Annotated in this window: 9 protein-coding genes; 1 reads left to right on the top strand and 8 read right to left on the bottom strand. The window is 61.3% G+C overall.

The genetic code is table 11. From position 1 onward, the window contains the following. Positions 1 to 240: 240 nt before the first annotated feature. On the bottom strand, positions 241 to 1,185 hold the full coding sequence (locus EI291_RS19610) for a M90 family metallopeptidase (protein WP_125423985.1): 945 nt from the start codon (positions 1,183 to 1,185) through the stop codon (positions 241 to 243). A gap of 42 nt (positions 1,186 to 1,227) precedes the next feature. Continuing rightward, positions 1,228 to 1,572 carry a low molecular weight protein tyrosine phosphatase family protein gene (locus EI291_RS19605; protein ID WP_205701637.1) on the bottom strand — a complete coding sequence of 115 codons (345 nt, stop codon included), beginning with the start codon at positions 1,570 to 1,572 and terminating at the stop codon, positions 1,228 to 1,230. Between the two features lie 488 nt (positions 1,573 to 2,060). On the opposite strand from EI291_RS19605, the gene bglX reads away from it, so the two are divergent. Then, positions 2,061 to 4,382 carry a beta-glucosidase BglX gene (bglX, locus tag EI291_RS19600; protein ID WP_125423983.1) on the top strand — a complete coding sequence of 774 codons (2,322 nt, stop codon included), beginning with the start codon at positions 2,061 to 2,063 and terminating at the stop codon, positions 4,380 to 4,382. A 232-nt stretch (positions 4,383 to 4,614) separates the two neighbouring features. On the opposite strand, the gene EI291_RS19595 is transcribed toward bglX, so the two are convergent. The 6 genes from EI291_RS19595 to EI291_RS19570 form a co-directional block, all read right to left on the bottom strand. After that, positions 4,615 to 5,667 (bottom strand): alpha/beta hydrolase, encoded by a 1,053-nt coding sequence (locus tag EI291_RS19595; RefSeq protein ID WP_125423982.1) that lies wholly within the window; start codon positions 5,665 to 5,667, stop codon positions 4,615 to 4,617. 158 nt (positions 5,668 to 5,825) lie between these two features. After that, entirely contained in the window at positions 5,826 to 7,292 is a 1,467-nt protein-coding gene (locus EI291_RS19590) for a glycoside hydrolase family 30 protein (RefSeq protein WP_125423981.1), read from the bottom strand. Between the two features lie 54 nt (positions 7,293 to 7,346). Further along, a complete protein-coding gene (locus tag EI291_RS19585; protein WP_125423980.1) occupies positions 7,347 to 8,801 on the bottom strand; it encodes a glycoside hydrolase family 30 protein in 1,455 nt (484 codons plus the stop codon). A gap of 76 nt (positions 8,802 to 8,877) precedes the next feature. Beyond that, positions 8,878 to 11,013: an RICIN domain-containing protein gene (locus EI291_RS19580; protein WP_125423979.1), complete on the bottom strand. Its 2,136-nt coding sequence runs from the start codon at positions 11,011 to 11,013 to the stop codon at positions 8,878 to 8,880. 224 nt (positions 11,014 to 11,237) lie between these two features. Then, on the bottom strand, positions 11,238 to 12,665 hold the full coding sequence (locus EI291_RS19575; RefSeq protein ID WP_125423978.1) for a glycoside hydrolase family 30 protein: 1,428 nt from the start codon (positions 12,663 to 12,665) through the stop codon (positions 11,238 to 11,240). 107 nt (positions 12,666 to 12,772) lie between these two features. Continuing rightward, positions 12,773 to 14,041, bottom strand: coding sequence for a sugar MFS transporter (locus tag EI291_RS19570; RefSeq protein WP_125423977.1), 1,269 nt, complete (start codon positions 14,039 to 14,041; stop codon positions 12,773 to 12,775). Positions 14,042 to 14,071 lie beyond the last annotated feature (30 nt).

Here is a 14,071-nt window from a genome sequence, read left to right as displayed (position 1 = left end):
ACAAGCCGCAAACCCGGATAAGCAGTGCGTACAGTCAAGCTATTTGCTACCATTTAGCTCATCATGCAGAGCCGAAGTATCTCGCATGTTGAGGTTGCCAGAGTAGTTCAGCGACAACTCCAGTTTACTATCTGTTGGCTTGAGCGCAGCCAAGGACTTTATACCAATGGAACAAATTGTTCTGACGGTATAAGGTCCTTGGCTGCGCTCAGGATGACAAGTAGAACAGGCTACAATATGCTACGCGGCGGCAGATTCCTGCAGCTGGTGACACTCTTTATACTTCTTACCGCTGCCGCAGGGGCAGGGCGAGTTGCGCCCGAATTTCTGGCGGCTACGCAACTCTTTCAGCCACTGGCGCGGGTCGGTAGCCCAGCGCAGAAAGCGGCTTTTGGGGTTCTGACGGAAAGCCAGCAGCAGCAGGCCGTACAGCTCGGGGTGATGCTCCTGCAGCTTCTCGGGCTTCTCGAAGAAATACTCCGTTACCACGGCAAAAAACTCGGCCTCGTTGGTGCCGGCGTAGTCGTTGATTTCGGAGTTGCCGGCCCTGATGGCGGCAATTTCGCGCTGCACCACGGCTTCCCACTCGGGGCGCAGGGCGGCGGGCAGGGCCAGACCGGGCACGCCGTCAATCACGCCGTCGGCTTCGTCCAACAGGTGTGCAAACTCGTGGATGCCCACGTTCTGCCGGTCCATTGAATCCTGAAAGCCCTGTTCAAGGGAGGATTTGGAGAGCCGCATGTAGTGTGAAGTCTGGAACCCCTGCACGGAGCCCAGCAGCGTACCTTCCAGCCCCACAAACTCCTTGTTCGGGTCTCGTTTCAGCGTCCAGGCATCGGGCACTACCAGCACTTCACTCAGGTTGGCATACTCCCAATCAGGAAAGCCGAACACGGGAATTACCGCTGAGGCTGCCACCAGCACCCGCGTCGTGTCGTCAATATCGGTCTGGATGCCGGTGATGCGAGTCTGAGCCAGGAATATCTGCAGCCGCCGCTCAAATCGCTGTTTGTCAGTATCCGACAAAGAAAGGTAGAAAGCCACCCGCTGCTGCAGCGTCTGGCGCCACTCGGCTGGAAACTCAGCCCGTAAGGCATTTTGCTTCAAGCGGGCGTCGCGGGTGAGGTAGCGGTAAAAGAAAAAGGCGACCACCGCTACCAGAGCGGCGAAAAGGATGTACTGCATGGTGTGCCTCAACGGGCCGGACAGGAGCGGGGTTGCCGCTGGCTACCACTGCAGCCCCAGATGCTCCCGGAGCCGCTCCCGCAGCAAGTCCTGCAGTATGTGGTCCATGAACTGAAACTTATCCGGAATACGCAGAATGATAAGCCGCTTGCCAGCCAGGGCCTCGGGAAATTTCTGGCGGAGGTAGTCGGCGTGCTTGCGCTCCATTACCACCACCGTATCGGCCCAGCCCAGGTGGCCGGCCGTAACGCGCACCCGGGCTCCCGGCTCGGTGCCGGCCGAGCGGGCCGTAATGGTAGGATGGTGTTCGAACAGCCGCTCGGCCGTGAGGCTGCGCCACCGGTTCTGGCTGCAGATAAACAAAAGCTGGGTAGGAGAATCGGGCACCGCCGGCAAAGATGATGAGCCGGCAAAGGTATGCCCGCGCTTCCGGGAGCCATTGCCGCGCTAAAAAAATATCCTCCCGTAACCACAAAATAGCCCGGTTACACGAGCGGCCCGTTACATCACACGCAGCGCGTGGGTCAAGAGTAGCGGTGGGGTTAATAATTTTCTGAAAAACAGAAAATTACGCACGTGATGCACGGTTGTGCTTGGCGTGGTGTCGGCAGGGGGCAACACTTACGTAACACGTACTAAGCCGGGGAGCTGATTGCGGACGGGCAGGCGGCTAGGTCAGGCTCAACGGGCAGCCGGAGCCAGCTTTTACGGATGCGGCGGATGTACTAGTATTGTATATCAGCCGATGTTTTTCCGGCTTCCACAGCCCCCGGCCCCGTCCGCCGCTGCCCGGCCCGCACTGCTGGCTGCACCCTGCACCCGCGCCCCTGCCGGCCTCCCTTTTCGCCCGATTTATCCACCCTGTTCGTTCCCACATGAAACACGCTTTTCGTACCGCCCTGCTTATGTCGCTGGGGCTGCTTACGCCTCAGCTTCAGGCCCAGCAGTCGGCCCCGGCTGCCACAACCCGCCCCGCGGCCGACGACCCCAAAATGACCAGGTTCATTGATGACCTGCTGCAGAAGATGACGCTGGAGGAGAAAATCGGGCAGCTGAACCTGCTGGCCGTGGGCTTCGACGTGACAGGCCCCGTGGTGAGCAAGGACGTGGACGCCAGCATCAAGCGCGGCTCGGTGGGGGCAGTGCTCAACACCTTCACGCCCCAGGCCGCCCGCAAACTGCAGGAAATGGCCGTGAAGCAAACCCGCCTGCACATTCCGCTCATCTTCGGCTACGACGTCATCCACGGCCACCGCACCATTTTCCCCATTGCCCTGGGCCTGGCCAGCAGCTGGGATTTGCCGGCCATGGAGCGTAGTGCCCGCATTGCCGCCGAGGAAGCCTCCGCCGACGGCATCAACTGGGTGTACTCGCCCATGGTGGACATTGCCCGCGACCCGCGCTGGGGCCGGATTTCGGAAGGCTCGGGAGAGGACCCATATCTGGGCTCCCAGATTGCCCGCGTGATGGTGCGCGGCTACCAGGGCGACGACCTGAAGAAGAACAACACGGTGATGGCTTGCGTGAAGCACTTTGCCCTGTACGGGGCCGCCGAAGCCGGGCGCGACTACAACACCACCGATATGAGCCTGGTGCGCATGTACAACGAGTACCTGCCGCCCTACAAAGCTGCCCTCGACGCCGGGACCGGCTCCTTCATGTCGTCGTTCAATGACATCAATGGCGTGCCCGCTACCGCCAATAAGTGGCTGATGACCGATCTGCTGCGCAAGCAGTGGGGCTTCACCGGCTTTGTGGCTACTGACTACACGGCCATCAACGAAATGACCAACCACGGCATGGGCGACGACCGGCAGACCTCGGCCCTGGCCCTGAACGCCGGCATCGACCAGGACATGGTGGGGGAGGTGTTCCTCAAAAACCTGGCGCAGAACCTGAAGGACGGCACCGTCACCCAGGCCCAGATTGACCAGGCCTGCCGCCGCATCCTGGAAGCCAAATGGAAGCTGGGTTTGTTTGAGGACCCCTACCGCTACACCAACGAGGAGCGGGCCAAGGCCACGATGATGAAAAAGGAGTTTGTGGACGATGCCCGCGTTATTGCCCGCAAAAGCATGGTGCTGCTCAAAAACAACAACAACACCCTGCCCCTGAAAAAGCAGGGCACCGTGGCCCTCATCGGCCCGCTGGCCACCCGTCAGCGCGACATGATTGGTTCCTGGAGCGCCGCCGGCGACTGGAAGCAGGCAGTATCATTGGAGCAGGGCATGCGCAACGTGGCCGGCAGCGGGGTGAAGATTGTGACGGCCCAGGGCGCCAACTTCACCGATGATCAGCAGATGATTACCCGCCTGAACGAGCACGGCGGCGAGCTGAACGTGGACCAGCGCAGTGCCGAGGAACTGATTCGGGAAGCGGTGCAGGTGGCCCAGCAGGCCGACGTGATTGTGGCCGCCGTGGGCGAAAGTCAGGGCATGACCGGGGAGGCTGCCAGCCGCGCCGATATTGGCCTGCCCGGCCAGCAGCTGGAACTACTGAAGGCTCTGAAGAAGACCGGGAAGCCGCTGGTGCTGGTACTGATGAATGGCCGCCCCCTCACGCTGCCCTGGGAAGATAAAAACGCCGATGCCATGCTGGAAACCTGGTTTGCAGGCTCCCAGGCCGGCAACGCCATTGCCGATGTGCTGTTCGGTAACTACAACCCGGCGGGCAAGCTCACGGCTACCTTCCCGCAGCACGTGGGCCAGGTGCCGCTGTACTATAATCACAAAAACACCGGCCGCCCCTACACCAACGGCACCCCCGACTGGTACAAGTCGCGCTACCTGGATTTGCCCAACGACCCGTTGTACCCCTTCGGCTACGGGCTGAGCTACACCACCTTCGAGTACGGCAAGCCCGAGCTGAGCACCAACACGCTGGCCATGAACGGCACACTGGAGGTGAAAGTAACCGTGCGCAACACCGGCAACTTCGACGGTGAGGAAGTAGTGCAGCTCTACACCCGGGATATGGTCGGCTCCATCTCGCGGCCGGTGCAGGAGCTGAAAGGCTTCCAGAAAATTATGCTGAAGAAAGGTGAAAGTCGTACCGTGAGCTTCCGTCTCACCCCAGAAGACCTGAAGTTTTACAATGCCGACCTGCAGTTTGTGGCCGAGCCCGGCGACTTTCAGGTGATGGTGGGCGGCAACTCCCGCGACGTGCAGATGGCCGCTTTCAAGCTGGCCGCGCAATAAGTACAGGCAACCTGCGCTTCGTGTGGGACGAATGCGCGGGGGCTTCCGGGAACCAGAAAGCTAGTTAGGGGAGCGGACTGATTTTCCGGAAGCCGAACAAACAAGAAGCGCGACGCCTGCCAGGCGTCGCGCTTCTTGTTTGTTCGGCTTCTGAGCGAAGCGAGGAAGCCGGGTTTGCATCCAGAAGGATAAATCACATTCCTCACGCTACTCAGAATGACACGTGGGCGCGCTACTCAAACTGCAGGCGCTGGTTGAAGAACGGCAGCAGCTTCTGGTAGAAACGGCCTTCGCGGCCCATAATACGGTTGCCGTGGTTGCCCTCGTAGCTTTCGGCGGCGTGCGGAATACCGTAGGCCGAGAGTTGAGTGTCCAGGGTGCGGCAGGTTTCGGGAATGTGCCGGAACTGGTCCTGCTCGCCCCAGTCGAAAGCTAGGCCGCGCAGCTGGTGCAGACTGACCAGGTGGGCTGGTAGCAAATTCAGCGGTGAGGCCGCACCCCACTGGGCCAGCACGGCGTCGCGGTGGCGGAGGCTGTCAGGGCCGAAGGCGTAGGGCAGGGCGGCCCCGAACGCACCTTTACCGGGCGTAGGCGAGAAGGCCCGGGCGCAGGCTACCAGCCGCACGGCGTTGAAATCCTGGCGTAGCGCCGCTGGCGTGGTGGCACGGCTAGCCAGCGTTTGGCTGGGGCGGGCGGCCATCCACTCGGGGTGGGGAGCGGCAAAAGCGGGGCTGAGGGCGTAGGCTGCCGCGTAGGTGCCGGGGAACAGCATGGACAGTCGCAAGGTGCCGTTGCCGCCCATGCTGTGCCCGGCCAGGCCCCGACTGGCCGGGCGAGCCAGCGTGCGGTACTGCTTATCGATGAAGCTCACCAGTTCCCGAGCCGTGAAATCGGCCCAGGGGCCGTTGGTGGCCGAGTTGGCGTAGAAGCTGCCCTGAAACTGCGTCTGCTCGTTGGGTACCACCACCAGCAGGGGCCGGATCTGGCCGGCGGCAATGGCTTCATCTAGCAGCGCGGCCATGCCATCGGCGTGGAAAATGAGGCTGTCGTTCCAGGTGAAGCCGTGCAGGTAGTATAATACCGGGTACCGCTTGGCTTTGTCAGAATCGTAGCCGGCCGGCAGGTACACGCTCACCCGCCGCCGCGGGTTCTCGCCGCCGGGGTTGCCGCGCAGTAGCTTGGAGTCCAGGTAGGTGACAACCACGCGGCCCTTGGCGGGCGTCTGGGCCGGGGCCGGCAGTTGCCAGAGCAGCATCAGCAACAGCAGAAGGCGGAAGAGAAGCATGGGATGGAAAAAAAATGGGTGAACACTAGAACGTCATGCTGAGCGCAGCCGAAGCATCTCTACCGTATTGCTAATCAAAAATTAGGCACAGGGAGAGATGCTTCGGCTGCGCTCAGCATGACGTTCGATGAATCCATCAGCTACAGAAGCTGGCGGCCTTAGTTCACCACCAGCGTCAGGATGGAATGGGACGGGCTGGTGGTCTGGGCGGCCTGGCCTTTAATCCAGAGCTGGAAGGGCTGTTCTTTCTCAGTGCTGTTCATTACCACCACGGCTACTTTGCCATCGGTATTCAGGAAAGCGGTGGCCTGCAGCGCATCGCGCGAGGCGGTAACGGCCACGCGCTTGGCCCCGGGCCGGATGAACTTGGAGAAGTGGCCGATGTAGTAGTATATGTTGGTGTAAATGAGCTTGCCGGCCTTGGTATCGGCAATAACGGGGGCGTAGCAGAAGTTGCTGGCGTGGTTGGGGCCGCCGGTTTCGTCCAGCAGCACGTTCCAGTCGGTCCAGGCCACGGTGCCGGCGTTTAGGTCGTTGATGATGGAGTTGCCGTACTTTTCGCCCAGCTTCCAATCCTGCACGTTGCCGAGGTCGAACTTCTCCACGCAGCCCTCCGTGAACACCAGGTTTTTCTGGGGGTAGGTTTCGTGCACGCGGCGCAGGTTGTCGAACTGCATGCCCGAGCCCGTCCAGGTTTCGTACCAGTGGTAGCCCAGGCCCCAGTAGTATTGGCTGGCCTCGGGGTCGTCGAACAGGGTGGCGGCGCGCTGAAACATCAGGTCGCGGTTATGGTCCCAGCCGATGAGCTTCTTGTCGGCCATTCCGCCCTTTTTAAGGGTGGGGCCCAGGTAGTTCTTCACGAAGTCGCGCTCCTCTTCGGCCGTGAAAATGCAGGACTCCCAGCGCTGCTTGGCCATGGGTTCGTTCTGCACTGTGAGGCCCCACACCGGCATGCCCAGCTTCTCGTAGGTCTGAATAAACTTCACGAAGTGGTTGGCCCAGGCCTGGCGGTACTCGGGCTTGAGCTTGCCGCCCTGCACGAGGCTGTTGTTGTCCTTCATCCAGGCCGGGGGGCTCCAGGGGCTCACGTACAGCGGCAGTTTGCCGCCGGCGGCCTGAATGGCCTGCTTGATAAACGGAATCCGGTACTGCTCGTCGTGCTTCACCGAAAACGTCTTCAACTCCTTGTCGCCGTCCTGCACGTAGGCGTAGGTGTCGCTGCTGAAGTCGCAGCTGGCAATGTTGGTGCGCGCCAGCGTGTAGCCGATGCCCTGGGTAGGGCTGTAATACGCCCGCAGAAATTCCTGCTGCTGCGCTTTGGGCAGCTTGGCAAAGGTTTCGGCCGAGGCATCGGTGAGGGCCCCGCCAATGCCCACCATCGTCTGGAAGGTGTGGGTGGGGTCCACGAATACCGTGGGCTGGGTTTCCAGAGGCTGCCCCACTTGCTGGAAGGAAAGTTTCTCGCCGGCGGCGAGGCGCTGCTGGGTGCCGCTGGCCGTGGTGTACACCTGCACCTGCCGGCCGGCGGCGGAATAGGTTTTGGAAGAAGAGGCCGGCTTGTTCTGGGCCAGAGCAGCGGTGCCAAGACCGGCGGCCAGCAGGGCGGTGAAAAAAGCTTTTTGCATGGGATTTGTACTATTCAAAACGTCACGGACAGCGGCGGGCTGTTAGCTGAAAATTTACCACACGTAGGTGCCGGCGGCTCCGGCCTCCAGGGAGGTAGTGGCCGCCTTGCCCCGGTACGTAATGTCGAAGGTCTGGGTACTGCCGCCCGTGTTCATCACCAGTAGCACCTTTCGGCCCTCGGGGTTTTTGAAGGCGACGTTCGGTAGATTGGTGGGTGAGTTAGTATTGATACGCACCGAGCCGGGCCGCACAAACTTGGCCGCGTGGGCCACCGTGTAGTAGGTGGCATTGCGCGTGACGGTATTCCCGCTGATGGTAACGGCCCCCATGCAGGTACTGCACCCGCCCGGCGTGTGCGGACCAAAATTCTGGTCGGAGGCCAGGTTCCAGGCAATGACGTTGCGGCTCCAGTTGCGTGGGGCCCCAATCATGAGGCTGCTCATATGAAACCGAAAGCTCTCATTGAACGGGGAGTTGCCATCGGTCCACTGCTCCGTGAAGTACACATTTTTGGCGGGGTAGGCATTGCGTACGGTGGTCATATCACTGATGCTGCCGCCGTACAAATGAAACGCTGAGCCATCCACGTACTGGCTGGCCTGCGGGTCGCGGAGAACTTCCAGCGGGTAGTCGGTGCGGTCCAGGTTGTGGTCGTAGGCAATGATTTTGGTGGTGATACCCGCCGCCCGAAACGCTGGCCCCACATGGTCGCGGATGAAGGAGGCCTGCTCGGCCGCCGACATGAGCATGCTGGGGTTGTTGCCCCCGTACAGGGGCTCGTTCTGCAGCGTAACTGCGTCAATGGTTACGCCCTCAGCCTTCATCTCCTGAATGTATTTCACGAAATACTGCGCGTAGGCCGCGTAATATTCCGGTTTCAGAGACCCGCCCACCGAGTTACCGTTGGTTTTCATCCACGTCGGCGGCGACCAGGGCGAGCCGAGAATTTTGATATCGGGGTTGACGGCCAGAATTTCCTTGAGTACCGGTAGCAGGTGCTGCCGGTCGGGGTTCAGGCTGAACCGGGCCAGGGTGGGGTCGATCTGGCCTGCGGGTAGGTCGTCGTAGGAGAACACGCTGGCATCCAGGTCGGAGGCCCCGATGCTCAGGCGTAGGTAGCTGGTGCCAATGTTGGTGCCATCGATGGCAAAGAGCTCCCGCAGCAACGCCGCCCGCTCCGAAGCTCCCATCTGATGCAGTACCTGGGCGCTGCCGCCGGTCAGCGCGTAGCCGAAGCCGTCCACCGTCTGGTAGGTTTGCGTGGTGTCCACGAAAATGGCCGTGTTCTGTCCGTTGGTGGCCGCGAAATTCAGCGGGATGGTGCTTTTGCTAAACCGGTTCGCCGGGTCGGTGGTCGTCAGCCAGCGCTGTACCTGTGAGGAGCCGGTTGGGGCAGGGGGCAGCGGCGGTTCGGGCGTGGGGTCGGGCCGGGTATCCTTGCCGCAGCCGGCCAGTAACAGCAGCGTAACGACAGACAGGCCCGGCAGGCGGATAAAACGGAAGCTCATGGATGGATAAGGAAAATGCAGGCAAAGGAGAACAGGAAGCCGGCCCCAGCCAGAGGCCGGGGCCGGCGCGGAACCGTTATTCGTGGCTGATGACAACGCGGCGGGTCAGCTGACCGGCGGGCGTATCCACTTGCAGCAGATAGAGGCCCGCCCGCAGCGTTGCAACAGGCAGTTTCATGGAATTGTCGCCGGTGGTTACGGCCCGGTTGGGCTGGTTTACTACCAGGCGGCCCGTGAGGTCGAGCAGACGCAGATGCAGACGTTGGGCGGCCGGGGCACTGTATTGCACGTTCAGCTCAGCATTGGCGGTGGTGGGGTACACCTGCAGGCGCAGGTCGTCGTCGGAACCGGCAATGGCCAGTGCCGCACGGGCCGCACCCTGGTCCGAAAACCACCAGCGCTGATTGTCGCCCCCACCGTAGGTCCATTGCTGCACGGCTGCTCCGTCGGCCGTAGAGTTGTTCTGCACATCCAGGGCCTTGCCGCTGTACTTGCTGATGATACGGTACGTGCCGTCGCCGTTGGCCAGAATCTGCCAGTACTGGCTATCCTGGCTCAGCCAGTCCCACTGGTGGGTCAGGGCACCATCGGCCGTAGAGGGTCCGGCAATATCGAGGCTCTTGTTGCTGTTCAGGTTCACGATGCGCACGTAGCCGCCGCCCGCGTCCACCAGCTTCCACTTCTGGCTGGCGGCACCCACCCAGCCCCACTGCTGCACCCGCCCACCGTTGACCTGGGAGTTAGCCGATACTTCCAGCGCTTTGCCGCCGTTCTTGGAGCTGATTTCGTAGATGCGCCCGATGGCCGGGCCGCTGTACGTGGCACCGGTACCGTTGTAGTTGCCGCCGCCGGGGTAGTTCACAAGGCCGTTCTGGTTCGGTGATACAACCGCCACCGTGGTATTCGGCACGCAGTTGGCCCACTGAATGTTCGTAAGCACCTGATTGAGGCCCGAAGGCCCGTCAACTACGTAGGGCGGGTTGATGTGCATGAAGGCCGGGTTGCTACGGTCCTCAAAGCGCTTATAAGTCCAGTGGCACCAGCCAATACCCACGGAGTTGAGGTTGCGGGCCGCGTCGCGCATCCAGGTGTCGGAGTTTTCGCCGGTTTCGCCCACCCAGATGGGCACGTTGTGGGTGTTGCGGAAGTTGCGCAGGTTGCCAATGAAGCGTAGGTCGTTGGCTCCGCCGCCGGTGGAGTTCACGCCGTTGTCCATCTCGTAACCCGTGCCGCTGTAGCGGTGCGAGTTGTACACCAGGTTGGAGCGGTTTGGGAAGGTAAACGGCTCCATATAGTTGTAGTCGTTGCCCCAGCCGTTGCCTTCCACCAGAATCAGGTGGTTGTCGCCCTGACCCCGGATGGTGGTAATCAGGCGTTGAAATACGTCATGAATCTTCTGGTTGCTGGGGTAGTTGTTGGGCTCGTTGATGAGGTCGTACATGGCCACCCGCGCGTCGTTCTTATAGCGGTTGGAAATGAACGACCAGAGCCGGTTCAGCACGTCCTGGTTGATTTGCCGGTTCCACAGGTCATTGGCCACAATCTGGTCGGCAATGTTGGCATCGGTGCCCTGGGAACCGGGCACGGCGTGCATGTCCAGCACCACGTACATCTGGTTGGCCTGGGCCCAGGCCAGCACGTTGTCAATCATGCCCAGCGCCGCCATATTATTGGGGTCCGTGAAGAGCTGGTTATTGTTGTACCAGCCCGTCAGCTGGCTCACGTAGGAGTCGTACGTCACGGTGCCGCGCATAACGCTGCTGCGCACGGCCCGCTGGCTGGGCGTCAGAAACAGCTCGTAGTGCAGCGGCAGCCGGATGCAGTTGAAGCCCTTACTGGCAATGTAGTCGATGTCAGACCGGGTAATGAAATTGGCGCGGTAGTTCTGGTAGAAGGTTTCCACGGCCGCGTCGCTCATACCCGCGTTGTAGAGGCTCTTTTTTACCGCGCCCTGCGTCTGCTTCGTGGCGCCGTTTATCGTGGCCCCGGGCCAGCCCACCTTCATCATGTAGCCTTCCTGCACGGCCCAGTTGCCCAGGTTCATGCCGTTGAGAATTACTTCCTGGTTGCTGGCATTCACAATGCGCTGCCCATCGGCCCGCAAAAAGCTCTGCGCTCCGGCGCTCTGCCCAAAGCCCAAACCGGCAAGTACCAGCGGCACATACCGCCACGCCCGGGCCATTCGGCCCCCTGCTAAAGTATTGGTGTTCATAAAAAGTGGGAATTGGTTGTGAAAAAGGAACTGAAAAAAGGCCTTGGGGTGGCCCGAAAAGGTCAGTGGCAACCAGCCCGGAGGCCGGTATACTTCGCTAGGTCACTACCATTTCCCACGCGTTACAGGAGGGGGCGGGGTACTCTGGGTCTTCGGTTGGTTGGGCAATGCGTCAGGTGCGGCCCGGTCTTCCGTGGTTCGGCCGGGCCGCACCTTAGTTGGGGTTACCACACGTAGGTGCCGGCCGCGCCGGGCTGCAGGGTAGAGGTGAGGGTGCGACCCTGGTAGCGCAGACTAAAGGGCTGTGCCTGTCTGGAATTGTTCTGCACCAGCATCACTTTCTGGCCATTAGGGGCTTTAAAGGCCACGTTAGGCAGCACCTCGGAGGTGGTGGAAGCAATGCGCACCGAACCGGGCCGCACAAACTTGCTGGCGTGGGCAATGATGTAGTAGGCATCCTCGCGGGTTACGGTGCTGCCGTCAATGGTAAGAGCCCCGCGGCACTCGGTGCAGCCCCCGGGCGTGTGCGGGTTCTGCTGCGGATCGGCGGCCAGGTTCCACTCCAGCACAGTGCGGGCCCAGTTGCGGGTAGCCCCAATCAGCAGGGTGCGCACGTGCCAGGGGAAGTTCTCGGTGAAGCTGGTTTTGGAGCCCACCCACTGCTCCGTGAAATACACGTTGCGGTCGGGGTGGGCGTTGTGGACCTGGCTCAGGGCTTCAATGGGGCCGGCGTAGAGATGGAAGGCCGAGCCATCCACGTACTTCTTGGCCTCGGGGTCGTTGAGGATGGTCAGGGGGTAGTCGGGCCGGTCGGCATTGTGGTCGTATACCACAATCTTGGTATCAAGTTTCGCCGCCTGGAAGGCCGGGCCCAGGTGCTTCTTCACGAACTCAGCCTGCTGCTCGGCCAGCATCAGCAGGCTGGGGTTATTGCCGGGGTGCAGGGGCTCGTTCTGCACTGTAACGGCGTCGATGCGTACGCCCTCGGCCTTCATGCCCTGTACGTACTTCACAAAATACTGCGCGTAAGCCGGGTAGAACTCCGGCTTCAGGGAGCCACCCTTGGAGTTGTTATTGGTTTTCATCCACGTCGGCGGCGACCAGGGCGAGCCGAGGATTTTGATGCCGGGACTGATGGCCAGGATTTCCTTGAGTACGGGTAGCAGGTGCTGCCGGTCGGGGTTCAGGCTGAACCGGGCCAGGGTGGGGTCGGTCTGGCCGGCGGGTAGGTCGTCGTAGGAGAACACGCTGGCATCCAGATCGGAGGCCCCGATGCTCAGGCGCAGGTAGCTCACGCCGATGTTGTTGCCATCGGTAGCAAACAGCTCCCGCAGCAGGGCCTTGCGGGCTTCGGGGCTCATGCGGTGCAGCAATTCAGCGCTGCCCCCGGTGAGGCAATACCCAAACCCGTCGATGGTCTGAAACGTCTGCTTATCATCCACCTCAAGTACCGGCGTGCCGGCCGCCGGGGCGGCACTGCTCCAGACTGGGGCAGCCTGCTGCTGAAACAGCACTGATTTATCAGGATTGGTAAGCCAGAAACCGACCGAGCCTTTGGCCGGGCCCGACTGCGGCATACGCTGGCAGCCGGTACCCAGCCCGAGGGCCAGAAGCACAAAAGCAGAAGTACAGGAGCGGGAAAGGAAGGACATAGAACGGATGGGAAAGGCAAGCGGGTGGCCGTTAGCCGGCGAAAACCGGCTGAAAACACACAAAAACCAGAAAGCAGCAAAAAGGGCCGGCCTAAGCCGGCCCTCGGTTACTCGGCGGAGGGTTTGTGGCCTTGCAGGCCGTACCACACAATGTAGAGGTAGCAGAGCACCGGTAGCACAAAAGCCCAGCGCAGGGTGCTGGCATCGGCTACCAGGCCAAACAGCAGCGGAATTACTGCTCCGCCCACAATGCCCACGTTCAGCAGACCCGAGGCTTCCTCGGTGTTGCGGCCCAGGCCAGCCACGGCCAGCGTGAAAATAGTGGCGAACATAATGGAATTCATCAGGCCCACGGCCAGCAGGCTCCACATGGCAATTTCGCCGGTGGTGCTCACCGAAATCAGCACCAGCAGCACAGCTCCCAGCGCATTGAAGGCCAGCAGGCGGCCAGGATTGAACTTGTTGAGCAGATAGGCGCCGAGGAAGCGGCCCACCATGGCACCGCCCCAGTAATAGGCCACCTTGTCGCCGGCGACTTTGGGCGTGAGGCTCATCACATCGGGGAGGTGTAGGTACGACACGATGTGCGAGCCGATGGCCACCTCGCCACCCACGTAGGCAAAAATGCCGATTACCCCGAACACCAGGTGACGGTAGTGGTAGGCGCGTCGGCCGGAGTCGGCCTCATTTTGGGCGTGGGTTATCACGGGCAGCTTCAGCATGCCCAGCAGGATGCTGATAACAATGAGTACCGCGCCAATGCACAGGTACGGAATCTGCACGGCCTTCACATCAATGGCGGCGGCAGAAGTAGCTGTATCCAGGTCGGGCAGGTTCGAGAGAATCAGGGCCGAACCCAACAGTGGGGCCACGGTAGTACCAAGAGAGTTGAACGCCTGCGTGAGCGTGAGGCGGGCCGGAGCCGATTTGGCCGGACCCAGAATGGACACGTACGGGTTACCGGCTACCTGTAGCAGCACCACCCCGGTGGCCAGCACAAATAGCGCCCCCAGAAACAGCGCGTAGCTGCGGCTGTCGGCGGCGGGGTAGAACAGGAAGGCGCCCAGGGCGGCAATCAGAAAACCCGCCAGCATCCCGCCTTTGTAGCCGATGCGCTGCACAAGCTTACCGGCCGGAATACCCATCACGAAGTAGGCCCCAAAAAAGCACAGGTTGATGAGGTTGGCCTGGGTGTAGCTGAGCTGAAAAATAGCCTTCAGGTACGGAATCAGGATGTCGTTCAGACAGGTGATGAAGCCCATCATGAAGAACAGTACCGTGAGCGAGGCCAGGGCCGGAGTGTAGTTGGGGGTGGCTGCGCCGGGGGGCGTGGCCGGTTGTTTGGGAAGGGTGGAGGCAGATATAGGAGCAGCCATGTTGGGGAATGAAGGGGAAAAGGTATCAGG

The organism is Hymenobacter rigui (assembly GCF_003944715.1).
GTDB lineage: Bacteria > Bacteroidota > Bacteroidia > Cytophagales > Hymenobacteraceae > Hymenobacter > Hymenobacter rigui.
This window is presented reverse-complemented; position numbering and strand designations above follow the sequence as displayed.